This window comes from Streptomyces griseoloalbus (assembly GCA_014650015.1).
GTDB lineage: Bacteria > Actinomycetota > Actinomycetes > Streptomycetales > Streptomycetaceae > Streptomyces > Streptomyces griseoloalbus.
The window spans coordinates 45,477-69,598 of record BMUD01000023.1; the positions used below are offsets into that span (position 1 = coordinate 45,477).

Consider the following 24,122-nt stretch of genomic DNA (forward strand, 5'->3'; position numbering starts at 1 on the left):
CGTCTCAGGCCGCGGTGTCCCGCGGCCGTCGGTCCGCCGCCGGCCTCGTCTCCGGGAGCGGCACACCGGCGACCCGGCGGCCCTCCACGGGAGGCCGGGCCGCCGGAACCGCGGCCAACGGGGCGAGCGGCTGCGGCGCCGCGGGAGCCACCGGGGCTCCCGCGGGGCGGGGCGTCGCCCGGCTGAGCAGGAGCACACCCCAGGAGGCGAGCGCCGCGCCGGTCAGGGCCAGCAGCACGCCCGCCGGGCCGTCGCGGAACCGCTCCCCGAGCAGGGAGAGGCCGATCACCGCGGCCGTCAGCGGGTTCGTCAGGGTGACCACCGCGAGCGGGGCGCCCAGGCCGCCCCGGTAGGCGGTCTGAGACAGCAGCAGCCCGCCGGCCGCGAAGGCCGCCACCAGCAGCGCCACCACGACCACCTGGACGCCGAGCAGCGGACCGGACCGGTCCGTCACCGCGACCGTCACCGTCTGGGTGAGCGCCGAGGCCACCCCGGAGGCGACGCCCGACGCGCTCGCGTGCCGCAGCCCCGGTCGGGAGCCCGGCCACGACAGCATGCCGATCAGGCAGGCCGTGCCGCCCGCGAGGACCAGCGCCTCGGGCACGCCCAGGACGTCGTCGGGTGCCGGTCCGGATGCGGTGACCAGCACCGCCGCCAGACCCGCGAGGGTGAACGCGGTACCCCGCCACTCGATCCCGCTCACCGGCCGTCCCGCCATCCGCGCCCCCATGGGCACCGCGGCGACCAAGGTGAGCGCGCCCAGCGGCTGGACCACCGTCAGCGGACCGAACGTGAGGGCCACCACATGCAGCAGCGCGGCCGAGGCGTTCAGCGCGACCGCCCACCACCAGGCGCCGCTGCCCAGCAGCCGCAGCGTGCCGGCGCCGGAGGTCCGGGAGGCGAGTCGTTCCTGCGCGACGGCCGCGGCCGCGTAGGCGACGGCGGAGACGAGGGAGAGCAGCACGGCCACGAGGACGGCGCTCATCGGCCCGCCCCGACGAGCGCCCGATGTGCGGACGAACAAGAGCCCCTCCACCAGCAGGAGTTCACGGACAAGCGGCGGGCGCGCCGATGCGTCGGACTCCGCCGGTTCAGGCTCCTTGCGGGCATGTCTCCCCCGGCCCTTTCGCTGACGGTGGTGCTGTGGCGGTGCGGTGGTGGTGCTGAGGTGCGCGCGGGTACCGACTCTCATCGGTACGGGAGCGTACCGATACGCCAGTGTACCGATACGGTTGCGTACCGGTACGGCTGCGTACCGGTACAGTGGTGTATCGACAAGGCGTACGACACACTCGAGGGGCGGGGAGCCGAGCCGATGACGTCGCAGGACGCGGACCGACCCGGGCCGGTCGGAACCTCGCGCCGCTCCAAGATCACGCCCGAGCGTGAGCGGGAGTTCTTCGACGCCGTGCTGAACCAGATCCGCGAGTGCGGCTACGACGCCGTCACCATGGAGGGCGTCGCCGCCAGCACGCGGTGCAGCAAATCCACGCTCTACCGCCAGTGGCGGACCAAGCCCCAGTTCGTCGCCGCCGCCCTGCGCTCCAGCCGGCAGGCCCGGTTCGCCCGGATCGACACCGGCACCCTCGCCGGGGATCTGCGCGAGGTGGCGCGGTGCGCGGGGGAGTGGTCCCCGAAGGACGCCACGCTGCTCCAGGCTCTCGGGCACGCGGTCGTCCAGGACCGGGAACTGGCGCAGGCGCTGCGCGAGGCGCTGGTCGACCCGGAGATCGCCGCGCTGGAGGGGATCCTGCGGCGCGGTGTCGAACGCGGGGAGGTCGATGCCGGGAATCCGGCGCTGCAGTTCATCCCGGCGCAGATCTTCGGCGTGCTGCGGGTGAGGCCCGTGCTGGAGGGACACAACGCGGACGCGGACTATCTACTCCGGTTCGTCGAGGCCGCCGTACTGCCGACGCTCGGCCTCGCATGAGGCGCCTCGCATGACGCGCCTCCCATGAGACGCAGGCCGCCGTTCCCGGGACGACCGGACGGCGACCTGACCGCGCCGCACCGTGGGGACGGGGGCGGCGCGCACTCCGGCCGGGTGGGACACCTCTTGAGCGGAGGGGTGCCCCACCCGGCCGTCATGTGCGGGACGTCAGACGTCCTGACCGCTGCCGCCGCCCGACGACACCTCGATGCCCTCGGTGATCTCGTCGAGGACGGCCTCCTTCTGGTCGGTGTCCACCCCGAAGCGGACCACGACGAGCCGGCTCGGCTGCGCGGGGGAGGGGAAGGCGAGCGACTGGACGTACCCGTCGGATCCCTTGCTGGTGACCGCCTTCCAGCGCACCAGATAGCCCTTCTGTCCGGCCACGGTCACGGCCCTGGAGGCCAGCACGTCGTGCGAGGTGATCTTCCCGTAGGACGCACCGCCGTAGCTCTCCTCGGCGTTCTCGGCGATGTCCGCCTTGGCGACCTCCTCGGCGGTGGACCCACGGGCACCGAGCGCCAGGGCCGGCGCCGAGTACGCCCCGCCCTTGGTGCAGGTCTTGGAGGTGTCGCCGGGACAGTCGTACGCGTCCTTCGACGTCACCGCGGCACCGACCTGGAGCTCCTGGCCGTACCAGCCGTCCGGGATGGGCAGACTGATCCCGCTCAGCCCGTCGGTCACCGACCCGCTCTCGATCCGCGGGGGCTCGGAGGTGTCCGGCCCGGGCCGCTCACCACCGGAATCCCCGTCCGGCCCGCCGTTCTCTCCGTCCGGCGGCCCGCCGTCCCGTCCACCCGGCCCCTGCGAGGCCGTGGAACCACCGCCACCGCCGTCGTCCGCCAGCACGTACACCCCGACACCGATGCTCGCCAGCACGGCGACGGCCACCGCCACGGCTATCCCGTTCCGCACCCGGTGCCCCCGGCCGGGCGGCGCCGGAGCGGGGTACGCCGGGTAGGCCGGATACCCCGGACCGGCCGCGGTGCCCGGCGCCGGGGGCCCCCAGGCGGCGGCCGACCCCGCCGGGCGGACCTGGTCCGTCCAGGCCGTTCCGTCCCACCAGCGCTCGGTGGCCGGTCCGTCATTCGTCTGCCCGGGGTCGGGGTACCACCCGGGAGGAGTCACCTGCGTCATGCCCCCACCGTATGAGGCGTCGGTGAAAGCCGGATGAGAGAGCCCCCACCGGAGCCTCCACCCGCACCCCCATCCGTACCCCCACCGTGCCTCCCGAGCACCCGGCCGCCCCTCACCCCCGCACCACCCGACCCACCCCGGTGATCCTCATTGGCCCTCCCCTCGGAAGTGGTTGACCACCAAGCCCCCTGGTGAGGGGCGGCCCGCGTCGACTCCTCGTGCCCGGTGTCACCCGTCACGGCAGCAGCCTGCCCGACCGGCCACCGCTCGGGCGGCCGGACGGCTACGCTCATGACCTGTACGTCATTCGGGCGAGTCGGGGAGGTAGCGGGATGACGGAGGTACGGCCCCCGGCCGCTCCCTCGGCTGCCCTGTGGGAGCGCGACGAGGAGATCGCCGCCATCGCAGAGGCCGTCGACACCCTGTGCGCGGACCGTTCCTCACCGGGCGGCCTGCTGGTGCTCCGCGGCGAGGCGGGGCTCGGCAAGACCGCGCTGCTGGCCGAGACCCGGCGCATCGCCGAACAGCGCGGCTGCACGGTGTGGTCAACCCGGGGCGGCGAGACCCTGAGCTCCGTCCCCTTCAACGTCGTACGCCAACTCCTCCAGCCCGCACTGGTGTCGATGCTGCCGGAGGAGGCCCGCGAGTACTTGGGCGAGTGGTACGACATCGCCGGCCCCGCCCTCGGCATGGCGGCCCCCGGCGACCGGCACGCCGACCCGCAGGGCGTGTGCGAGGGCCTGGTCGCCGCCGTTCGCCGGCTGGCCCACAGGGACTGGCCGCTGGTCCTGCTCATCGACGACGCCCACTGGGCCGACCAGGAAACCCTCTACTGGCTCGCCGCCTTCGCCGAACGCCTCGCCGACCTGTCCGTCCTCGTCGTGGTCGCCCGCCGGCCCGGCGAGACCTCCGGAGTGAGCGCCCGGTACCTGGACGCCGTCGCCGCCGCGGCCGACCGCCCCGTCACCACCCTCAGCGCCCTCACCCCGCAAGCCACCGCCGGACTCACCCGCGCCACGCTGGGCGAGACCGCGGACGCCGCGTTCTGCCGCGAGGTGTGGGCCGTCACCGGCGGCAACCCCTACGAGACCGTCGAACTCCTCGCCAAGGTCCAGGACAGCGGACTCGACCCCGTCGAGGCCCACGCCGGTGAACTGCGCGACCTGAACCGCTCCGCCCGCGGGCGCGGCCTCGTCGCCCGGCTGGAACAGCTCGGCATAGACGCCACCCGGTTCGCCTGGGCCGCCGCCATCCTCGGCAGCGACATCACCGTCGACCTGGTGGCCCGGCTCGCCACCCTCACCCACGACGAAGCCGTCCGCTGCGCCGAACTCCTGCGCACCGCCCGCATCCTCACCTCCCCCGACCCGGCCACCGGCCGCACCGGGCCCGCCGACCTCGAGTTCGTCCACCCCCTGATCGCCACCGCCGTCTACAACTCCATTCCCGACGCCCTGCGCCGTGCCATGCACGGCATAGCCGCCCGCATCGTCACCGACTCCGGCCGCGGCGCCGCCGCGGCGGCCCGCCACCTCCTCGAGGTGCACCCGGACGACGACGAGGAGCTCGTCTGGCAACTGCGCGAGGCCGCCCGCGAACACCTCGCCGTCGGCGCCCCGGACGCCGCCCGCCGCTGCCTCGAACGCGCCCTGGAGGAACCGCCCCGTCCCGAGGTCCACGCGCAGGTCCTCTACGAACTGGGCTGCGCCACCTTCCTCACCGCACCCGCCCGCACCATCGGCCATCTGAGGGTCGCCCTCGGCATGCCCGGCCTCGACGGCGACCGACGGGTGGACGCCGTGGTCCGCCTCTCCCAGGCGCTGCTGCACAACGACCAGATGGAGGAGGCCGTCCGCACCGTCGAGGCGGAGGCCGCCCGGCTCGAACCCGGCCCCGCCCAGATGAGGCTGCGGACCGTACAGTTCATGTGGGAGGGCATTTACGCCGGCGAGGCCGCCTCCCCCGATCGTTCCGAGCGGCTGGCCGAACTGGCCGCCACCTGCACCGGCCGGGACAACTCCGAACGCGCGCTGCTCATCGTGCGCGGCTTCGACGCCATGATGCGCGGTGAGAACGCCGAGGAGATCGTCGAGATCTGCGACCGCGCCCTCGTCAACGGTCGCCTCGCGCCCGGCCTCGGCTGGACCGACTCCGAGTGGGGCGTCGAGCTGCTGCTGATGCTGGCCGATGCCTACGCCTACACCGACCGCCTCGACCGCGCCGAAAGCCTCTACCACGAGGCCCTGCACGCCTACGACACGGCGGGCTGGGGCGGTGGCCATCTCGCCCTGGCACATGCCTACGTCGGTCTCGCGCACCGCAGACGGGGACGGCTGGAGGCGGCGGAGGCCTCCCTGCGCGAGTCCCTGCGCCTCGCCGAGCGCGTCGGGCGCGGACTGCCCCTGTACTGGACGGCCACCTGCAACCTCGTCGACACCCTGCTCGCCCGCGGCCATGTCGACCAGGCCTGGGAGGTGGCGGAACGGCACGGCTTCGCACCGCCCTACCCGTCCACGATCGTGCTGCCCGACCCGCGCTCCGTGCGCGGCCGGCTGCTGCTGGCCGTCGGCCGCACCAAGGACGGGATCAACGAACTGGAGGCGGCGGAGAAGGCGGCCGCCGCACGGGGCCACCACAACCCCGTGCACGTCTACGGGGCCGCCGACCTCGCGCGTGTCCTCGCCACCGAGGACCCCGCCCGTGCGGCCCGGCTGGCCGTCGACGTCCGCCGGAACGCCGAGCGCTTCGGTACGGACACCGCCATAGGAGAGGCCCTGCGCGTCGCCGCCGCCCTGGAGACCGGCCAGCGCGCGGTCCGCCTCGCCGCCCAGGCGGTCACCTACCTGGAGTCCTCGCCCTGTCAGTACGAACACGCCGCGGCCCGCATCGAGTACGGCGTCCTCGCCCGCTCCGTGCCCGACCTGGAGCGGGGCCTGGCACTGGCCCGGTCGTGCGGCGCGGACGGCCTGGTGAAGCGGGCACGGGCGGAGCTGGAGACGGGCGTGGGGCTGCGATAGCACGACACCCCACACCGCGGCATCCGCCGGCCCACGGCGTCCCCCCGCCGGCCCGGCTGGTGTGCGGTGTCTGCGCGCAGTCCCCGCCGGCCCCTGCCGAATGTGCGGCGTCTCCCCGCTCTCCGCGTCGGCCCCCGCTGGTCTACGGTGCCTCCTCGTCCTCCTCCGCCAGCACCCGCTGGGCCGTCGCGAACGCCGAGTTGGCGGCAGGCACCCCGCAGTACACGGCCGTCTGCAGCAGCACCGCGCCGATCTCCTCGGGGGTGAGTCCATTGCGCCGGGCCGCGCGGACATGCATCGCGAGTTCGTCGTAGTGGCCGTGCGCGACCAGCGCCGTGAGGGTGATCATGCTGCGTTCACGGCGGGTGAGCGTCGGGTCGGTCCAGATCTCGCCCCAGGCGTAGCGGGAGATGAAATCCTGGAACCGAGCGGTGAACGGCGTCTGCCGCGCCTGCGCCCGGTCCACGTGCGGGTCGCCCAGCACCTCGCGCCGGACCTCCGTCCCGCGCCGGGCGGCACCGTCGAAGTGCGTCCGCAACGCGGTCAGCACCGCCTCCGGGCACTGTGCGGGCGCCAGATGCGAGGCCCCCGGGATCTCCACGAGCGCGGCGCCCGGCACCGCGTCCGCGATCTGCCGCAGATGCCCGGGCGGCGTCGCCGTATCCTCCCGGCCGGCCACCAGCAGCGTCGGCACCCGGATCTCCCCGAGCCGCCCCCGCACGTCGAACGCGGCCAGCGCGTCACAGCAGGCGGCGTACGCCTCCGGGTCCGCCTCCCGGTGATCGCGTACCAGCTCGGGCACGGTGAACCCGGGCGTGAACCAGCGGGCGTCCGCACTCTGCGCGAGCCCCGACAGACCCTCGCGCCGCACCAGCGCCGCCCGCTCCTCCCACGGCTTCGCCCCGTCGAAGTGCGCCGAGGAACAGATCACGGCCAGCGACGACACCCGGTCCGGATGGTCCACGGCCAGCTGCAGCCCCACCGCGCCGCCCAGCGAGACGCCCGCGTACCCGAACCTCTCGATGCCGAGCGCGTCGGCCAGCGCGAGCACCAGACCGGCGAGATCGCCGACGGTCGCACCGGGACCGATCAGCCCCGCCGCCGAGCCGCCGTGCCCGGGCAGGTCCCAGCGGACCACCCGGTGCGCGCCCGACAACTCGGGCGCCACCTTGTCCCACAGGGCGTACGACGTGCCGAGCGACGGCCCGAGCAGCAGCGGGGGCGCCGAAGCGGGGCCCTCGGCGCGGTGGTTGAGGAGTGTGTCGGTCACGGTCGCTCCAGGGCACGGTCGGTGAGCTCTCCGGCGGAGCCGGTGTAGTGGGCGGGATCGGTGAGCGAGGAGAGGTCGAAGTCCCGCAACTCCTCTTCCTCGGCGAGTAGTTCACTCAGCTCGCGTCCTTCCTCGTACGCCCGTCGGGCGAGTTCGGTCAGCAGCTCCTTGGCCCGGGCCCGCCCGAGTACGGGCGACAGCTCGGCGGACAGTCGCTCGGAGACGATCAACCCGTGCGTGAGACCCAGGTGTTCGCGCATCGCGTCCGGACGCACCCGCAGGCCCCCGGTGAGTTCGGCGGCGTCCCGGGCGGCGCCGCCGACCAGGCGGAGCAGATCCCTCAGCGGTTCCCACTCGGCGTGCCAGGCCCCGGCCGGCCGCTCGTCCTCGGCGACCAGTGCGCCGTACAGCGTGGCCGCGAGGTGCGGTGCGCGCCGGGCCGCCGCCGCGATCAGGGTCGAACGCACCGGGTTCGCCTTGTGCGGCATGGCGGAGGAGGCGCCACCGTTGCCCTCGGCCACCTCCGCGACCTCCGTGCGGGAGAGGGTGAGGACGTCCGCCGCGAGCTTGCCCAGCGCGCCGGCGGTGAAGGCGAGACAGCCGGCCAGATCGGCGACCGGCGTGCGCAGCGTGTGCCAGGGCAGTGCGGGCGCGCGCAGCCCGAGTTCCGTCGCGTAGACGGCGGGGAGGGCGGTCGCGTCGTGCGCCCCGTACGCCGTGAAGGCGGCCAGGGTTCCCGCCGCGCCGCCGAGCTGGGCCGGCAGGGAGTCCCGTACCGCTGTCACCCGGTCCCGTGCGTCCAGCGCCAGCGACCGCCAGCCGGCGGCCTTCAGCCCGAACGTCGTCGGTACGGCGTGCTGGGTGAGCGTCCGGCCCGGCATCGGGGTGTCGCGGTGCCCGGCGGCCAGTCGGGCCAGGCTCCGCTGACAGCGGTCCAGGTCGGCGAGGAGCGGGCCGAGGGTGCGGTGGGCGACCAGCATCATCGCCGAGTCCATGATGTCCTGGCTGGTCGCCCCCCGGTGCACGTACGGGCCGTACTCCTCGCCGGCCGCCCGGGTGAGATCCGCGACCAGCGGGATCACCGGATTCCCGGCGGCCCGGGCCCGTTCGGCGAGGGACGCGAGGTCGAAGCGGCTCGGGTCGGCCGCCTCCGTCACCGCCGTCGCCGCCCGCGCCGGGGCCATCCCCAGGGTGACCTGGGCCCGCGTCAGCGCGGCCTCCGCGTCGAGCAGCGCCCGCAGGAGCGCCCCGTCACCGCTCTCGGCGGCGGCCGGGGACGCGGCCCACCCGGGGGCGAGCAGACCGGTGTCGGAATCGGCTGATGTCACTGGAACTCCAGGAAGACCGTCTCGCCCTCGCCCTGAAGGCGGATGTCGAAACGGTACGTGCCGTCGCCCTCGTCTCCCGCGATCAGCGTGTCGCGCCGGCCGGCGTCGAGCCGGGACAGCAGCGGGTCGCCGGCCAGGACCGTCTCGTCGTCCGGGAGGTAGATCCGGGTGAACAGGTGCACCAGCAGGCCCCGGGCGAAGACGCACACACTGAGGTACGGCGCGTTGCGGCCGCGTGCTCCGGGGCGCAGGGTGCGGGCGTACCAGTGGCCGTTCGCGTCGGTCTGGATCCGCCCGAAGCCGGTGAACTCCACGCCGTTGCGGCCCAGGAAACCGCCGCTCGCCGGGTCCCGGCGCATCGAACCGTCCGCCGTCGGCACCCTGCCCTCGGGGTCCGGTCCCCACACTTCCAGCAGCGCGTCCGGCAGCGGCCTGCCCGCGCCGTCGTACACGTACCCGTGCACGGTCACGGTGTCCGGATGGCCGACGGGCGCGATGTCCTCGCCGCCGCGGAACGGCAGCGCGTAGCCGTAGAAGGGACCGACGGTGTGCGAGGGGGTGGGCGGCACGTTGTCCGGGTCGGTGGTGTCGATCTTCGTCATGGTGGTCAGCGCCCTTCTTCCATCCGGGTGGCCCGCGGCCCGTCGAGCACGATGTCCCAGTGGTAGCCGAGGGAGAACTCCGGCACCGACAGGCCGTGGTCGTAGGTCGCGACCAGCCGCTGCCTCGCCGCGTCGTCGGTGACGGACTGCAGGATCGGGTCGTACGGGAAGAGGGGGTCGTTCGGGAAGTACATCTGCGTCACCAGCCGCTGCGTGAACGCCGAGCCGAACACGGAGAAGTGGATGTGCGCTGGACGCCAGGCATTGACGTGGTTGCGCCACGGGTAGGGGCCCGGCTGGATCGTGGTGAAACGGTAGAAGCCGTCGGCGTCGGTGAGGGTGCGGCCGACGCCGGTGAAGTTCGGGTCCAGCGGGGCGTCGTGCTGCTCGCGCTGATGGGCGTACCGGCCGGCCGAGTTGGCCTGCCAGATCTCCACCAGCTGACCGCGCACGGGACGGCCGCCGCGGTCCAGCAGCCGCCCGGAGACGGTGATGCGCTCCCCGACGGGTTCCCCGCTGTGCTGCCGGGTGAGGTCGTTGTCGATCCCGGTGATGTCCCGCTCGCCGAAGGCGGGGGAGGACAGCTCCACCAGTTCCGGGTCCCGGGACACGTCGATGGCGACCGGCGGCTGCTCGGGGTGGCGCAGCAGCGAGGAGCGGTACGGCGCGTAGTCGCGGCGCGGGTGGTGCTCGACGGGCCCGCCGTCGGCGACCCGCTTCTCGTACGCGGCGTGCTCGGCCGCGATCTCCTGGTCGATGTCGGCTTGCGTCAGCGCGTCGGTCACGACAGGCCCTCCCCGATGGTGAGTTCGGCTCCGGTCTTCGCGGTGATCTCCCGGGCGGTCACGCCGGGAGCGGTCTCGACGAGGACGAGCCCGTCGTCGGTGACGTCGAGGACGCCGAGGTCGGTGATGATGCGGTCCACGCACGCCTTGCCGGTCAGCGGCAGCGCGCACTCCGGCACGATCTTCGGTGCGCCGTCCTTCGCGGTGTGGGTCATCACCACGATCACGGTGCGGGCCCCGTGGACCAGGTCCATCGCGCCGCCGATACCGGTGACGAGCTTGCCGGGTATCGCCCAGTTGGCCAGGTCACCGCGGCCCGACACCTGCATCGCGCCGAGGACGGCGACGTCGATGTGTCCGCCCCGGATCATCGAGAAGGAGAGCGCCGAGTCGAAGAAGGAGGCGCCCGGAAGGACGGTGACGGTCTCCTTCCCGGCGTTGATCAGGTCGGGGTCGACGGCGTCCCCGGCGGGATACGGGCCGGTGCCCAGGATGCCGTTCTCGCTCTCCAGCACCACCTCGACGCCGGCCGGGAGGTGGTTGGGGATCAGCGTGGGCAGGCCGATGCCGAGGTTGACGTACTGACCGTCCCTCAGTTCCCGGGCCGCGCGCGCCGCCATCTGTTCCCGTGTCCAGGCCATCAGCCGCTCACCGTCCGCCGCTCGATCCTCTTGTCCGCCGCCTGCTCCGGGCTCAGGACGACCACCCGCTGCACGAAGACGCCGGGCAGATGCACCGCGTCCGGGTCGAGGGCGCCGGGCTCGACCAGTTCCTCCACCTCCGCGACCGTCACCCGGCCCGCCATCGCGGCCAGGGGGTTGAAGTTGCGGGCGGACTTGTTGAAGACCAGGTTCCCGTGCCGGTCGCCCTTCGCCGCCCGCACCAGCGCGTAGTCGGTACGGATCCCGCGCTCCAGCACGTACTCCGTGCCGTCGAACTCCCTGACCTCCTTCGCGGGTGAGGCCAGCACCACCCCGCCGGAACCGTCGTAGCGCCAGGGCAGTCCGCCCTCGGCGACCTGCGTGCCCACCCCGGCCGGGGTGTAGAACGCCGGAATGCCGGCGCCCCCGGCGCGCAGCCGCTCGGCGAGGGTGCCCTGCGGAATGAGCTCCACCTCCAGCTCGCCGGCCAGGTACTGCCGCGCGAACTCCTTGTTCGCCCCGATGTAGGAACCGGTCACCCGGGCGATCCGGCCCGCCGCCAGCAGCACCGCGAGCCCGGACTCCAGCGCCCCGCAGTTGTTCGAGACGACCGACAGACCGCCGACCCCCCGCCCGTACAGCGCCCGGATCAGCACGTCCGGCACACCGCTGAGGCCGAAACCGCCCACCGCCAGTGACGCGCCGTCCGGCACGTCAGCCACCGCCTCCGCAGCCGAGGCGACCACCTTGTCCATCCGAGGAACCCCATCCCTTGCAGACGACCCGACCTCGATTAGTCAGGGCACTGAGTATTTCCACGAGATGACAGTGCTGTCCAGTATTGTTCGGTCCACCAATAAAAATCAGTGCACCGACGAAACGGTGCACCGATGACTCCGACCGTGGGAGCGCAGATGGCCGCCGTGGACCTCACCACCCATCCCGGGCATCTGGCCCGGCGGCTCCAGCAGGCGCACTACCTGCTGTGGAACACGATGGTCTCCGAGGAGATCACCTCGCCGCAGTTCGCGGTCCTCAACGCGCTCGTCGCGGAACCGGGGCTGGACCAGCGCACCGTGGGGGAGCGGGTCGGACTGGACCGGTCCACCATCGCCGAGGTGATCGGCCGGCTCATCAGACGCGGGCTGCTCGACAAGGTCCGCGACCCCCAGGACGGCCGCCGCTTCCTGTTGCGCCTCACCGACGACGGTGTACGCACGCACCGCAGGCTCACGGTGCGCACCGCGCGCATGAACCAGGTCTTCCTTGCCCCGCTCGGCCCCGAGGAGCAGGCGGTCTTCATCGACCTGATCCGACGGGTGGCGGACGCGGCCGAAGGTCTGCGCGATCCGGCCTCCTCCCTGGCCGCCCCGCACTGACCCGGTCCCGTCGGGGGCCGCTCAGGACGCCTTCGCGTACACCACCCACACCTGACCGCGCGCGAAGTTCATCCGCTCGCCCTCGTCGGTGGTGAACGAGGTGCCGTCCTCGGCGGTCGGGCGGCTCCAGTTCGCCTCGTACGCGCGTCCGCCGCGCAGCACGGTGGCCTCCCCGGAACCCACCGTCTCGGTATAGGGGGTGTTGTTGCCGAGGAAGTCCTGGAAGGCGGAACGACGCACGGTCACGTACTGCACGACGACCGTCGCGGGCGCCAGCCGCTCGCCCTCCGTGGTGACCGCCGGGGCGCCGTCCATCGAGACCAGCCAGCGGTCGCCGGGGCCGGACCAGGTGAAGGTGGTGCGGGCCGCCGGATAGCGCACCGTGAACGCGTCCTCGGGCGCGCCGTCCGCGGGGGGCCGGCCGTAGTGGAAGCCGTTCGTCAGGGCGGCCGGGCCGGGCAGGTCGTCCATCAGCCGCCCGGGCCGCAGATAGAGGTTGTGCGGCGCGGGCCGGCCGGGGCCCCGGACGAACACACCGGGCGCCGACTCGGGTGTCACCGCCTCCAGCGGCGCCCGGTCGATCAGCGGCAGCAGCTTGCCCTGCGCCCCGGAGAAGGCCAGCACCGGCCGGTCGAACTGGCGCAGCAGCTCCAGATCGGACTCACGGGCGCTGCGCACCGGCCCGACGGAGTCGGGGAGCCGGGTGGCGTACACCGCCATCAGCCGGCTCATCCCGCCCTCGACCTGCTCGACGTACACCACGTCCGCGTCCTCCAGGCCCGTGTGGGGCCGGGCGGCGCGGGCGTTGTCGATCTTCACGGCGAGCACGGGAGGACCGTCCGCCCCGCCCGGCCCTGTCTCCCGGGGTGCCGGGGACGACTGCCGCGGCGATCCGCGCCCGTCGTCGCCCGGACCGTCCGGCATCGTGCACCCCGCCGCCAGGCCGGCCGCCACCAAGGCGGCCAGCAGCACCCTCGCCCCCGTGCCGCGCCGTGCGCGTGCCCGTCGTTCCGTGCCCACCGTCGCCACCGCGCCTGCCTCATGTCATCAGTTGTCTTAATTGTGTGCTTGTCCGATCGTCGCTGGCCATACCCGGTCGCAAGCGGTCCCGCGCGGTGTGTTCCGCCGATCGGCTCAGCCACGGGCGGGTTCGGCAGGCGGCCGCTCGGGTACCCGGACGCCCACCGCACGAGCGACACACCGGCCACCACGGAGGGAGCGGGCGGCGATGAGGGCACTGACCTGGCAGGGAAAGCGGGACGTACGGGTGGAGAACGTGCCCGACCCCCGGATCGAGGAACCGACGGACGCGGTCATCCGCATCACCTCCACCGGACTGTGCGGGTCGGACCTGCATCTGTACGAGGTGCTCACCCCGTTCATGACCCCGGGCGACATCCTCGGCCACGAGCCGATGGGGATCGTCGAGGAGGTCGGCGCGGCCGTGCCCGACCTCCAGGTGGGCGACCGGGTCGTGGTGCCGTTCCAGATCGCCTGCGGCAACTGCTGGATGTGCCTGACCGGACTGCCCACCCAGTGCGAGACCACCCAGGTCAGCGCCGAGGGCATGGGCGCGGCCCTGTTCGGCTACACCCGGCTCTACGGCGCCGTCCCGGGAGCCCAGGCCGAGTACCTGCGCGTGCCGCAGGCGCAGTACGGGCCGATCAAGGTGCCCGAGGGCCCGCCCGACGACCGGTTCGTCTACCTCTCCGACGTGCTGCCCACCGCCTGGCAGGCGGTCGCCTACGCCGGCGTCCCGCAGGGCGGCAGTGTCGCCGTGCTCGGACTCGGCCCCATCGGCGACATGGCCTGCCGGGTCGCCCAGGTCAAGGGCGCCGGGCGGGTGTTCGGCGTGGACCTGGTCCCGGAACGGCTGCGCCGGGCGCGTGAACGGGGCGTGGAGACCTTCGACCTGCGCTCCTTCGACGACGAGAAGGAACTCGTCGCCGCGATCCGCGACCAGACCGACGGCCGCGGCCCCGACGCCGTGATCGACGCCGTCGGCACCGAGGCGCACGGCAGCGCGGCGGCCCGCATGGTGCAGAACGCCTCGGCGCTGCTGCCCCGCAAACTGAGCGGCCCGATGGCGGAGCGCTTCAGCGTCGACCGGCTCGCCGCCCTCCACACCGCGATCGAACTGGTGCGCCGCGGCGGCACCCTCTCCATCGTCGGCGTCTACGGCGGCATGGCCGACCCGATGCCCATGCTCACCCTGTTCGACAAGCAGATCCAGATCCGCATGGGCCAGGCGAACGTACGCCGCTGGAGCGACGAGATCATCCCCTACCTCACCGACGAGGACCCGCTCGGTGTCGACGACTTCGCCACCCACCGCGTACCGCTCGGCGAGGCACCGCGGGCCTACGAGATGTTCCAGGGCAAGCAGGACGGCGCCGTGAAGGTGCTCATGCAGCCCTGACCCGGCCGCGGCGGCCCCTGACTCAGGGGCCGCCGAGGATCTCGGCCAGGTCGTAGCGGACCGGCTCCTCCAACTGCGCGTACGTGCAGCTCTCCGGGGTGCGGTCCGGGCGCCAGCGGCGGAAGCGGGCGGTGTGCCGGAAACGCTGCCCGTTCTCCATGTGGTCGTAGGCCACCTCGGCCACCCGCTCCGGCCGCAGCGGCACCCAGGAGAGGTCCTTCCGCCCCGACCAGCGGCTCGGCGCCCCGGGCAGCCTCGCCGTCTCGTGCGCCGCCTCGTCCGCCCAGGCCGCCCACGGATGGTCCGTCACGTCGTCCAGGCGCAGCGGTTCCAGTTCCCCGATCAGCTCCGCGCGCCGCTTCATGGGGAACGCGGCGGACACCCCGACGTGCTGGAGGGCGCCGCCCGGGTCGTAGAGGCCCAGCAGCAGCGAGCCCACGACCGGGCCGCTCTTGTGCAGGCGGTACCCGGCGACGACCACGTCGGCCGTGCGCTCGTGCTTGATCTTGAACATGGCGCGTTCGTCCTGGCGGTAACGGAGGTCCAGCGGCTTGGCGATCACCCCGTCCAGACCCGCCCCCTCGTACTGCTCGAACCACCCCCGCGCCACCTCGATGTCGGTCGTCGCGGGCGCCACATGCACCGGAGGGGTGACCCCGTCCAGCGCCCCGGTCAGCAGCGCCCGCCGGTCGGCCAGCGGCACGTCCAGCAGCGACTCGTCCGCCAGCGCCAGCAGATCGAAGGCGACCAGCGAGGCCGGAGTCCGCTCGGCCAGCATCCGCACCCGGGAGTCCGCCGGGTGGATGCGCTCGGTGAGCGCGTCGAAGTCCAGATGCCCCTCCCGCGCGATGACGATCTCCCCGTCCACCACGCACCGCTCGGGCAGCCGCCCCCGCACCGCATCCACCAGCTCGGGAAAATACCTGGTCAGTGGCTTCCCGGTACGGCTGCCCAGCTCCACCTCGGCCCCGTCGCGGAACACGATGGCCCGGAAGCCGTCCCACTTCGCCTCGTACTGCATGCCCGGCGGGATCCTGGCCACGGACTTGGCGAGCATCGGCTTCACGGGTGGCATGACGGGCAGATCCATGGTCCGACTCTAGAAGCGGTCCACAGGGCCCGCCTGCCGAGCACCGGCGATGAGTCCGGGCGCCCGTCGCCGGGCGGTACCGGCCCCCGGAGAGCCGGGCCGGCTGATGTGCGAGGTGTGCCCGGTACGCCTACCGTGGCTCGCATGGGTGACGCGGTGGAACTCGAGGTGGCCGGCCGGACCGTACGGCTGTCCAGCCCGGACAAGGTGTTCTTCCCCGAACGCGGCTTCACCAAGCTGGACCTCGCCCGCTATTACGCCGCGGTCGGCCCCGGCATCCTGCGCGCCCTCAGGAACCGGCCCACCACCCTGCAGCGCTACCCGGACGGCATCACCGGCGAGTGGTTCTACCAGAAGCGCGCTCCCAAGGGCATGCCCGACTGGATCCCCACCGCCCACATCACCTTCCCCAGTGGCCGCAGCGCCGACGAGATGTGTCCCACCGAGGAGGCCGCCGTGGTGTGGGCGGCCCAGTACGGCACCCTCGTCTTCCACCCCTGGCCGGTGCGCCGCGACGACGTCGACCACCCCGACGAACTCCGCATCGACCTCGACCCGCAGCCCGGCACCGACTACGACGACGCCGCCCGCGCCGCCGGAGAACTGCGCGCCGTGCTCGACGAGCACGGGCTGCGCGGCTGGCCGAAGACCTCCGGCGGCCGGGGCCTGCACGTCTTCGTGCCCATCGAGCCGCGCTGGACCTTCACCCAGGTCCGCCGCGCCGCCATCGCCGTGGGCCGCGAGATGGAGCGCCGGATGCCGGAGCGGGTGACCATCAAGTGGTGGAAGGAGGAGCGCGGCGAGCGCATCTTCGTCGACTACAACCAGACCGCCCGCGACCGCACCATCGCCTCCGCCTACTCCGTACGCCCCCGCCCGTACGCCCCCGTCTCCGCCCCCCTGCGCTGGGACGAGGTGGGCGTCGCCCACCCGCAGGACTTCGACATCACGACCATGCCCGCGCGCTTCGCCGAACTCGGCGACGTGCACGCGGACATGGACGATCACGCCTTCTCGCTGGAGCCCCTGCTCGAACTCGCCCGCCGCGACGAACACGACCACGGCCTGGGCGACCTGCCGTACCCGCCCGAGTATCCGAAGATGCCCGGGGAACCCAGCCGGGTACAACCGAGCCGGGCCAGGAAGCCGAAACCCTCGGCCTCCTGACCCGGTGCGTCACACGGAGCTACGCGGTACTACAGCTCCCTGATCCGGACGTCCCGGTACGAGACCACGTCCGTCGTGCCGTGCACCTGCAGTCCGATGTAGCCGGAGGCGAACCGCCGCCCGTCCGTGCCCGGGTCGTCCGAGCGCGGAGGGGTGAAGTCCTGGCCGCCGGTGTTGTCGAACTCGTTGATCAGCACACCGTTGCGGTAGACCGAGTAGTGCTGGTCCACCACACGGATCTCGTAGTCGTTCCAGGTGCCCTTCTGCGTCACGCCCGCGCCGGCCAGGCCCACGCGGTCGAAGCCGTAGATAGAGCCCGACTTGTACATGTCGCCGCTGGGCGAGTCGAACGCCTGCACCTCGTGTCCGTACTTGATGGCGACCCACTCCGGACGTGACTCCTCCGGGTGGTCGTGGACCTGCGGGAACCGCACGAACACACCGGAGTTGGCGTTGCCGGTGCCCGGGGCGTCGTCACGCCACTGGAGCTTCAGCGAGAAGTCGCCGTACTTGCGCTCGGGGAACCACAGCATGCCGAGCCCCGGCTTGGTGGTGCCGGAGGTGATCGACCCGTCCGGGTTCAGCGCGAACGAACCGCCGCCCACCTGCTCCCACTGGGCGAACGACTCCTCGGTGCCGTCGAGGATCTTGCGGTATCCCTCGGTCTGGCCCGGCTTGCCGATGCCGGACTGGCGGGCGGCCTTGTTGATGGCCCGGTACTCCCGCTTGTCTATGACCCCTTCCCCCTGGAGCGCGTCCAGGACGCTCTGGACGTGCTTGAGGAAGAGGGCCTGCGAGGTCCACTCCTTCTCGTCCTCGATCAGCTCACCGATCCGGCACCGGTTGTTGGTGACCCGGTTGGGCACGCCCGAGTCGACCGTGCCGACGATCACCGTCAGCCGCTCGTCGTACTCCGGGCAGTTGGGCGCCGGCACGCCGCCGTCCGCCACGACCGTGAAGCTCGTCGTGAGCGGCGCGGAGGTGTTGCCCGCCTTGTCGCTCGCCCGGTACGCCAGGGTGTGCCGGCCCGCCCGGTCGACCACCACGGGCGCGGTGTACGCCAGGTACGGCCCGCCGTCGAGCGAGTACTCGATGCCGGCGACGCCGGAACCTCCGTGCCCGTCGTCGGCGCTGATGGTCACGGTGGCGTCGCCGACGTAGGCGCCGTCGGAGTTCCTGGTGCCCTCGACGGTCACGCCGGTCGCCGGCGGGGTGGTGTCCTGCGGAGGAGCGGCGACGACCGTGAACTCCACGCTCTTCTCCGCCGCCGCGTTGCCCGCCTTGTCGGTGGCGCGGTAGCGCACGGTGTGCGTACCGGCCTGGTGGACCATCACCGGACCGGTGTACGCCTGCCAGGCACCGTCGGCACCGATCGCGTACTCGATGGTGTTGACGCCGGAGCCGGTGTCCGACGCGGTGACGGTGACCGTCGCCATGTCGATGTAGGCGCCGTCGGGGTTCTTCTCACCGTCCACGGTCGCCGAGGTCTCCGGCGCGGTGGTGTCGTCGGACGGCTGTGCGACGACCGTGAACTCCACGCTCTTGTCGGCCGAGACGTTGCCGGCCTTGTCCAGGGCGCGGTAGCGCACCGTGTGGGCGCCTACCTGGTCGACGACGACCGGGGCGGTGTACGGCTGCCAGGCGCCGTCGGCCCCGATCGCGTACTCGATCCGGTCCACGCCCGAGCCCGCGTCGGTGGCCTCGACCACCACGCTCGCCGAACCGACGTACTCGCCCTTGGCGTTCTGCGTGCCGGTCACCTTCGCCGTGGCCTCGGGCGCGGTGGTGTCCTCACCGCTGCCCTCGGTCACCGTCAGGATGCCCTGCATCTCGCCGTGGCCGGGGATGGTGCAGTGGTAGAAGTAGCGGCCCGGGGTGAGCGTCACCTCGGCGGTGTGCTTGCCGCCCTGGGCGTCGCTCGGATTGGCGAGGATGTTCAGCTGGACGTCGTTGTTGAACTCCGGGTCGGAGGTCGCGAACGTCAGCGTGTGCGGCATCCCGGTGGTGTTGCCGGTGGCCGCGCTGTTCTCGAAGACGATCGTCGCCGGACCGGCCACCGCGGTCGTCGGCGCGGAGGTGTACTCGGTGATGCCGTCGCCGGCGGTCCAGGTGAGCACCTGGGCCGCGGCCGTCGTGTCGGTGGATGCGGTCTCGCCGGCCGTGGACGTCGCCGTCTGCAGGCCGAGCATCATGAGCAGGGCGGCCAGGAGGGCGGCCCACATTCTTCGTTGCCGTATCACTGGTTTCACTCGGCCTTCCTCGCCAGCTGACCGGCGGCCGGGGTCGGCCCGCCGCCCGTGTAGGTGACCCGCCACAGCGCGGACTTGGTGTCGGAGGTGAAGAAGCCGCGGCCGTAGTCGAGGACGTACAGCGCGCCGTCCGGACCGAACCTCCAGTCCATCAGGTTCTTGATGCCGTCGTTGCCGATCGGCACGATCTTCTTCAGGGACTCCGAGTGCACCGGCAGACCGCCGTCTCCCTGTGTCTTCGGGTCCATCAGCACCGCGTTGCGCGGCTGGTCGGCGTCGTAGAAGTCACCGACGAACCACTTGCCGTCCCAGTAGGCCGGCCACTTGGTCTCACTCGTGCTCGACTCGTCGTAGCGGTAGAGGGGCCCGTTCATCGCGGCCTGGCCGCCGCCCTTGAGCCAGGGCAGCCGGTAGGTGGCCTCCTCCGCCTTGTAGGAGGGGACCCCGTTGGCGTCCCGCGGATAGTCCGGCGCCCCGCCCTGCGGCGAGTACCAGATGTTGTTGCCGGTCACCGGCGGCAGGTTGACCAGACCGTCGTTGTTCGGCGACTCGTTCTTCGGGTGGTCGCAGTCGTACCAGCCCAGCGGCTTCGACGGGTCCGGCAGGTTCCGGTCCCGGTACGGCTGCTTGTTGCCCATGCAGTACGGCCAGCCGCGGTTGGACGCCTTGGTGATCACCGCGAACGTGTCGTACTTGGCTGGGCCCCAGGTCGTCGACGGCTGACCGGCGTCCGGTCCGACCCAGCCCGCGTAGAGGGTGTCGGTGGCCTTGTCGACGGAGATGCGTGCCGGGTTGCGCACACCCATCACATAGATCTCGCCGCGCGTCTTCCCGCCGCCCTCGGCGGTCTCCTCGCCGGTGAACAGGTTGCCCTCGGGGAGGGTGTAGGTGCCGTCCGGCTCCGGGTGGATGCGCAGGATCTTGCCGTTGAGGTTGTTGGTGTTGCCGGCGGTGCGGCGCGCGTCCGCGAAGGACACGCCCTTGAAATTGGGCTCGGGGTTGTTGCCCGAGTAACCACCGCTGAAGCCACTGGAGTTGTTGTCACCGGTGGCGATGTACAGGTTGTCCTTGGAGTCCCAGGCCATCCCGCCGCCCGCGTGGCAGCAGCTGTGGATCTGCACCGGCCACTTCAGCAGCACCTTCTCGCTGGCGAGGTCCAGCTTGTCGGTCGCCCGGTCGAACGTGAAGCGGGAGACCCGCCGCTCGGCCATGTGCGTGTCCCGGTTGATCTCGGAGTGCGGCGTGTAGTGCAGATACACCCAGCCGTTCTCCTGGAACCCCGGGTCCAGCTCGATGCCGAGCAGGCCCTCCTCGACCTTCCTCAGCTCGTCGCCGCCGCCCTTGTTGCCGAAGACGGTGAGCGCCCCGGCGAGGGTGACCTTCTTGGTCTTCGGGTCGTAGACGTGGATCTCGCCCGTGCCCTTGCCGATGTTCGGGTCGTTCCAGTCGGTGACGACGGGCTGCGAGGAGTCGGCGCCGCCCCGGCCGATGTAGAAGACGCGGCCGTCGGGGGCGGCGACCAGGCCGTGCGGCTCGCCGATCTGGTCGTTCTGCCCCGGCTGGTTGGGCTGGGTGAGCCGCTCCGCCTTGTAGTTGCCGTCGATCGCCGCCTTGCAGTCGGCCCGCACGAGCCGGGTCGTCCACAGCAGGGCGCCGCGCAGATGGTCACGGAAGTCGGTCTCGTCGTACGACGACACCGTGCCGCCCATGCCGGTGTAGAAGGACCGGCCGCCGTCGTAGTCGCGGCACCAGCTCACCGGGTGGTCCGGGCCGTTGGCGCTCGCACCGGGCGCATAGGTCGACTCGCGCACCCTGGCGACCGTGTGCACCTCACCGGACGGGTTCTCCACCCAGTTCAGCCACTTGTCGGGGCGCTTCCACTCCAGGGGCAGCCCCTGGGCCGACGGATGCCGCCGGTCGCCCACCTCGACGGTCGCCCGCTGCACCTTCTCGGGGCTCGACGCCGCGGGGCGGGCGCCGATGAGACCGGTGAACCAGTCCGAGTAGGGCTCCGCGCGGGCCGCGTCGTGCAGACCGACGAAACCGCCGCCGGCCTCCATGTACGCCTCCAGGCCCGCCTCCTGGTCCGGATCGAGGACGTCGCCGCCCCCGGTCAGGAACACGATGGCGTTGAAACGGCCCAGCCTCTTGGCGTCGGTGAAGACCGAGGCGTCGTCGGAGGCGGTGACCTTGAACTGCTGGTCGGCCGGCCCGGACAGCCCGATCCTCTCGATCGCCTCGATCCCGGCGTTCACCAACGGCGACTCGTCACCGCCGGCCGCGGTGCCGTGGAACAACAGCACGCGTACGTTCGCGCCGCCCGGGGGCGACTTGATGGACATCGTTGTCAGGGACGGATCCGGGGCTGGTCGCGCACTGGCGGCGGGACCCGACAGCAGTCCGGCGGCGACGACGCCGGCGGTCACGCCGGCCGCCCAGAGGCGCCGTCTCGTTCTCGTCCTTGGTGAGCCTGTGGCGCTTCTCGTGCTCAAACCCTTTAAGCGCATGGGTCCTTGATGCGATGTGAACCGCATGTGGCCACCCACCCCTCTCCGGTCGCAGCAACAGCGTCAAGGAAGCTAGACCTCTTTGCGTCATTCGCCAATACCTATGGCCGCAATGAAACGAACTTTGTCCTGAGTGTGGATAAACCACGGGGTGGCCGCTACGGTTTCCCAGGTTCATGACAGCCAGGTGGGGAGTTCGGCATGGACAGACGCGGATTCAACCGACGGGTACTCCTGGGCGGCGCTGCCGTCGCGACATCGTTGTCCTTGGCGCCCGAGGCCGTCAGCGCGGTCAAACCGGCGAAGACAGCGCCCGCCGGGGGCGAGGTGCGGCGCATCAAGATGTACGCCGAGCGGCTGGACGGCGGACAGATGGGCTACGGCTTCGAGAAGGGCAAGGCGTCCATCCCCGGCCCGCTGATCGAACTCAACGAGGGCGACACGCTGCACATCGAGTTCGAGAACACCATGGACGTAGCGGTGAGCCTGCACGTCCACGGCCTGGACTACGAGATCTCCAGCGACGGCACCAAGCAGAACAAGAGCCACGTCGAGCCCGGCGGCACCCGCACCTACACCTGGCGCACCCACAAGCCCGGCCGGCGCTCGGACGGCACCTGGCGGGCGGGCAGCGCGGGCTACTGGCACTACCACGACCACGTCGTCGGCACGGTGCACGGCACGGGCGGCGTCCGCAACGGGCTGTACGGTCCGGTGATCGTACGGCGCAAGGACGACGTCCTGCCCGACGCGACCCACACCATCGTCTTCAACGACATGTCGATCAACAACAAGCCCGCCCACACCGGCCCGGATTTCGAGGCCACCGTGGGCGACCGTGTCGAGTTCGTCATGATCACGCACGGCGAGTTCTACCACACGTTCCACATGCACGGTCATCGCTGGGCCGACAACCGCACCGGCATGCTCACCGGCCCCGACGATCCGAGCCAGGTCATCGACAACAAGATCGTGGGCCCGGCGGACTCCTTCGGCTTCCAGGTGATCGCGGGGGAGGGCGTCGGAGCCGGTGCCTGGATGTACCACTGCCACGTCCAGAGCCATTCCGACATGGGCATGGTGGGACTGTTCCTGGTGAAGAAGCCGGACGGCACGATCCCGGGGTACGACCCGCACGAGCACGCCCATGGGGCCGCCGCCGAGGAGGACGAGGAGCACCGGCACTGAGGTGACGAAACCCGATCCGGGAGCGCTCCGGCCCGTCGGCGGGCCGGGGCTATCCTTGCCGGCAGCCGCAGGTGAGGAGCCCCGAAGTGACCGAGACAGTGCCGCGCCCCACGCTGGAGGCCGTGGCCGCGCGGGCGGGGGTCTCCCGGGCCACGGTCTCCCGCGTGGTCAACGGCTCCGACGGAGTGCGCGAGCCGCTGGCCGAGCGGGTCCGGCGGGCGGTGGAGGAACTGGGATACGTACCCAACCAGGCTGCCCGCAGCCTGGTGACGAAGCGGCACGACGCCATCGCCGTCATCGTGGCCGAACCGGAGACCCGGGTCTTCGCCGACCCCTTCTTCGCCCGGCAGCTGCGCGGTATCAGCAAGGAGCTGACGACCCATGACAACCAGCTCGTCCTGCTGCTCACCGAGGACCGCGACGACCACGTCCGGGTCGGCCACTACCTGGCCGGCGGCCATGTCGACGGCGCGCTGGTGTTCTCCCTCCACATCGACGACCCGCTGCCCGAACTGATCCAGCGGGCCGGTCTGCCGACGGTGTTCGGCGGCCGGCCCGACTGGAGCGGGGGCCGGGGCGGCGTCGTCTACGTCGACAGCGACAACCGGGGTGGCGCCCGTGACGCCGTACGGCATCTGCTCGGCCTCGGCCGGAGCCGCATCGCGCACATCACCGGCGCCCTCGACCAGACCTCGGCGGTGGACCGGCTCGACGGCTTCAGGGACGTCATGGTCGACGCCGATCCCCGACTGGTCGTGGAGGGCGACTTCACCCCGGCGGGCGGCGAATGGGCGATGCGGGAACTCCTCGACCGCTGCCCCGACCTGGACGCCGTGTTCGCCGCCAACGACCTCACCGCGGCGGGGGCGCTGCGCGTGCTGCGCGAGCACGGGCGGCGGGTGCCGGACGACGTGGCGGTCGTCGGCTTCGACGACATGCTGCCGATCGCCGAACAGACCGAACCGCCGCTCACCACGGTCCGCCAGGACATCGAGGAAATGGGCCGGCTGATGGCCCGCCTCCTGCTGCGCGACCTCGACCGCACCACCGCGGCCGACGAGAACGTGGGCGGCACCCCGTCCAGCGTGATCCTGCCGACGACACTGATCCGGCGAGCGTCCGCCTGAGGTCCGGGCGTCGGTCCGGTGGGCGTCCGCCTGAGGTCCGGGCGTCGGTCCGGTGGGTGTCCGTGGGGTCCGGGCGTCGGTCCGGTGGGTGTCCGCCTGAGGTCCGGACGCCGGTCCGGTGGGTGTCCGGGTGTGGCTTGGCGGCTGGGGCGGTGGGGGTCCGCGTGTGGCTCGGAGGTCGGTCCGGTGAGCGTCCTGGTGCGGCCTGGGGAGCTCCGGTGGGTCCGCGTGAGGTTCCGGAGGCTGGTCCGGCGAGCGTCCCGGTGAGGGACGGGGCACTGACCCG

Annotated in this window: 19 protein-coding genes; 7 read left to right on the plus strand and 12 right to left on the minus strand. The window is 72.3% G+C overall.

Annotated features, from left to right (window positions below; translation table 11 throughout):
- Positions 1–4: 4 nt before the first annotated feature.
- Positions 5–985: a DMT family protein gene (locus tag IE178_RS28160; protein ID WP_318280284.1), complete on the minus strand. Its 981-nt coding sequence runs from the start codon at positions 983–985 to the stop codon at positions 5–7.
- Between the two features lie 330 nt (positions 986–1,315).
- Here IE178_RS28160 and IE178_RS28165 point away from each other — a divergent pair, with 330 nt between their 5' ends.
- The gene (locus IE178_RS28165; protein WP_184763196.1) at positions 1,316–1,930 is read left to right on the plus strand and encodes a TetR/AcrR family transcriptional regulator; all 615 of its coding nucleotides are present in this window, start codon (positions 1,316–1,318) and stop codon (positions 1,928–1,930) included.
- A gap of 168 nt (positions 1,931–2,098) precedes the next feature.
- On the opposite strand, the gene IE178_RS28170 is transcribed toward IE178_RS28165, so the two are convergent.
- Positions 2,099–3,067, minus strand: coding sequence for a DUF2510 domain-containing protein (locus IE178_RS28170; RefSeq protein ID WP_193514248.1), 969 nt, complete (start codon positions 3,065–3,067; stop codon positions 2,099–2,101).
- A 332-nt stretch (positions 3,068–3,399) separates the two neighbouring features.
- On the opposite strand from IE178_RS28170, the gene IE178_RS28175 reads away from it, so the two are divergent.
- Complete coding sequence (locus IE178_RS28175) at positions 3,400–6,084, plus strand: ATP-binding protein (RefSeq protein ID WP_193514249.1); 2,685 nt, start codon at positions 3,400–3,402, stop codon at positions 6,082–6,084.
- Positions 6,085–6,226: 142 nt separating this feature from the next.
- Here the strand turns inward: IE178_RS28175 and pcaDC are convergent, their stop codons facing one another.
- The 6 genes from pcaDC to IE178_RS28205 are packed head-to-tail and all read right to left on the minus strand — an operon-like array spanning position 6,227 to position 11,465.
- Positions 6,227–7,354, minus strand: a complete 1,128-nt coding sequence (gene pcaDC / locus IE178_RS28180; RefSeq protein ID WP_184763198.1) for a bifunctional 3-oxoadipate enol-lactonase/4-carboxymuconolactone decarboxylase PcaDC — start codon at positions 7,352–7,354, stop codon at positions 6,227–6,229.
- A complete protein-coding gene (gene pcaB / locus IE178_RS28185; RefSeq protein ID WP_193514250.1) occupies positions 7,351–8,682 on the minus strand; it encodes a 3-carboxy-cis,cis-muconate cycloisomerase in 1,332 nt (443 codons plus the stop codon). Before pcaB ends, pcaDC begins: the two co-directional genes overlap by 4 nt.
- A complete protein-coding gene (pcaG, locus tag IE178_RS28190) occupies positions 8,679–9,284 on the minus strand; it encodes a protocatechuate 3,4-dioxygenase subunit alpha (RefSeq protein ID WP_193514251.1) in 606 nt (201 codons plus the stop codon). Before pcaG ends, pcaB begins: the two co-directional genes overlap by 4 nt.
- Before the next feature lie 5 nt (positions 9,285–9,289).
- A complete protein-coding gene (gene pcaH / locus IE178_RS28195; RefSeq protein WP_193514252.1) occupies positions 9,290–10,069 on the minus strand; it encodes a protocatechuate 3,4-dioxygenase subunit beta in 780 nt (259 codons plus the stop codon).
- Positions 10,066–10,710, minus strand: coding sequence for a CoA transferase subunit B (locus tag IE178_RS28200; RefSeq protein ID WP_193514253.1), 645 nt, complete (start codon positions 10,708–10,710; stop codon positions 10,066–10,068). The genes pcaH and IE178_RS28200 overlap by 4 nt, the downstream gene beginning before the upstream one ends.
- Positions 10,710–11,465: a CoA transferase subunit A gene (locus IE178_RS28205; protein ID WP_193514254.1), complete on the minus strand. Its 756-nt coding sequence runs from the start codon at positions 11,463–11,465 to the stop codon at positions 10,710–10,712. The genes IE178_RS28200 and IE178_RS28205 overlap by 1 nt, the downstream gene beginning before the upstream one ends.
- A 159-nt stretch (positions 11,466–11,624) precedes the next feature.
- On the opposite strand from IE178_RS28205, the gene IE178_RS28210 reads away from it, so the two are divergent.
- Entirely contained in the window at positions 11,625–12,089 is a 465-nt protein-coding gene (locus IE178_RS28210; protein WP_193514291.1) for a MarR family winged helix-turn-helix transcriptional regulator, read from the plus strand.
- A gap of 21 nt (positions 12,090–12,110) precedes the next feature.
- Here the strand turns inward: IE178_RS28210 and IE178_RS28215 are convergent, their stop codons facing one another.
- On the minus strand, positions 12,111–13,118 hold the full coding sequence (locus tag IE178_RS28215; protein ID WP_193514255.1) for a DUF3048 domain-containing protein: 1,008 nt from the start codon (positions 13,116–13,118) through the stop codon (positions 12,111–12,113).
- 199 nt (positions 13,119–13,317) lie between these two features.
- On the opposite strand from IE178_RS28215, the gene IE178_RS28220 reads away from it, so the two are divergent.
- A complete protein-coding gene (locus IE178_RS28220; protein ID WP_193514256.1) occupies positions 13,318–14,508 on the plus strand; it encodes a zinc-dependent alcohol dehydrogenase in 1,191 nt (396 codons plus the stop codon).
- A 22-nt stretch (positions 14,509–14,530) separates the two neighbouring features.
- On the opposite strand, the gene IE178_RS28225 is transcribed toward IE178_RS28220, so the two are convergent.
- Positions 14,531–15,598, minus strand: coding sequence for an ATP-dependent DNA ligase (locus tag IE178_RS28225; protein WP_193514257.1), 1,068 nt, complete (start codon positions 15,596–15,598; stop codon positions 14,531–14,533).
- Between the two features lie 144 nt (positions 15,599–15,742).
- On the opposite strand from IE178_RS28225, the gene ligD reads away from it, so the two are divergent.
- Positions 15,743–16,765, plus strand: a complete 1,023-nt coding sequence (gene ligD / locus IE178_RS28230) for a non-homologous end-joining DNA ligase (protein ID WP_193514258.1) — start codon at positions 15,743–15,745, stop codon at positions 16,763–16,765.
- Positions 16,766–16,794: 29 nt separating this feature from the next.
- On the opposite strand, the gene IE178_RS28235 is transcribed toward ligD, so the two are convergent.
- Together IE178_RS28235 and IE178_RS28240 are read right to left on the minus strand one after the other, a co-directional pair.
- Complete coding sequence (locus tag IE178_RS28235; RefSeq protein WP_193514259.1) at positions 16,795–18,987, minus strand: OmpL47-type beta-barrel domain-containing protein; 2,193 nt, start codon at positions 18,985–18,987, stop codon at positions 16,795–16,797.
- Positions 18,988–19,010: 23 nt separating this feature from the next.
- Positions 19,011–21,521 (minus strand): ThuA domain-containing protein, encoded by a 2,511-nt coding sequence (locus IE178_RS28240; protein WP_318280285.1) that lies wholly within the window; start codon positions 21,519–21,521, stop codon positions 19,011–19,013.
- A 201-nt stretch (positions 21,522–21,722) separates the two neighbouring features.
- Between IE178_RS28240 and IE178_RS28245 the strand changes: the two genes are divergently transcribed.
- Together IE178_RS28245 and IE178_RS28250 are read left to right on the plus strand one after the other, a co-directional pair.
- A complete protein-coding gene (locus IE178_RS28245; RefSeq protein WP_193514261.1) occupies positions 21,723–22,709 on the plus strand; it encodes a multicopper oxidase domain-containing protein in 987 nt (328 codons plus the stop codon).
- 86 nt (positions 22,710–22,795) lie between these two features.
- The gene (locus IE178_RS28250; protein WP_184763210.1) at positions 22,796–23,836 is read left to right on the plus strand and encodes a LacI family DNA-binding transcriptional regulator; all 1,041 of its coding nucleotides are present in this window, start codon (positions 22,796–22,798) and stop codon (positions 23,834–23,836) included.
- Positions 23,837–24,122 lie beyond the last annotated feature (286 nt).

Coding starts and splice junctions, on each gene's coding strand:
- IE178_RS28160 (WP_318280284.1), bottom strand. CDS start 985: ATGAGCGCCGTCCTCGTGGCCGTGCTGCTCTCCCTCGTCTCCGCCGTC.
- IE178_RS28165 (WP_184763196.1), top strand. CDS start 1,316: ATGACGTCGCAGGACGCGGACCGACCCGGGCCGGTCGGAACCTCGCGC.
- IE178_RS28170 (WP_193514248.1), bottom strand. CDS start 3,067: ATGACGCAGGTGACTCCTCCCGGGTGGTACCCCGACCCCGGGCAGACG.
- IE178_RS28175 (WP_193514249.1), top strand. CDS start 3,400: ATGACGGAGGTACGGCCCCCGGCCGCTCCCTCGGCTGCCCTGTGGGAG.
- pcaG (WP_193514251.1), bottom strand. CDS start 9,284: ATGACGAAGATCGACACCACCGACCCGGACAACGTGCCGCCCACCCCC.
- IE178_RS28200 (WP_193514253.1), bottom strand. CDS start 10,710: ATGGCCTGGACACGGGAACAGATGGCGGCGCGCGCGGCCCGGGAACTG.
- IE178_RS28205 (WP_193514254.1), bottom strand. CDS start 11,465: ATGGACAAGGTGGTCGCCTCGGCTGCGGAGGCGGTGGCTGACGTGCCG.
- IE178_RS28210 (WP_193514291.1), top strand. CDS start 11,625: ATGGCCGCCGTGGACCTCACCACCCATCCCGGGCATCTGGCCCGGCGG.
- IE178_RS28220 (WP_193514256.1), top strand. CDS start 13,318: ATGAGGGCACTGACCTGGCAGGGAAAGCGGGACGTACGGGTGGAGAAC.
- IE178_RS28225 (WP_193514257.1), bottom strand. CDS start 15,598: ATGGATCTGCCCGTCATGCCACCCGTGAAGCCGATGCTCGCCAAGTCC.
- ligD (WP_193514258.1), top strand. CDS start 15,743: ATGGGTGACGCGGTGGAACTCGAGGTGGCCGGCCGGACCGTACGGCTG.
- IE178_RS28235 (WP_193514259.1), bottom strand. CDS start 18,987: ATGTGGGCCGCCCTCCTGGCCGCCCTGCTCATGATGCTCGGCCTGCAG.
- IE178_RS28240 (WP_318280285.1), bottom strand. CDS start 21,521: ATGCGCTTAAAGGGTTTGAGCACGAGAAGCGCCACAGGCTCACCAAGG.
- IE178_RS28245 (WP_193514261.1), top strand. CDS start 21,723: ATGGACAGACGCGGATTCAACCGACGGGTACTCCTGGGCGGCGCTGCC.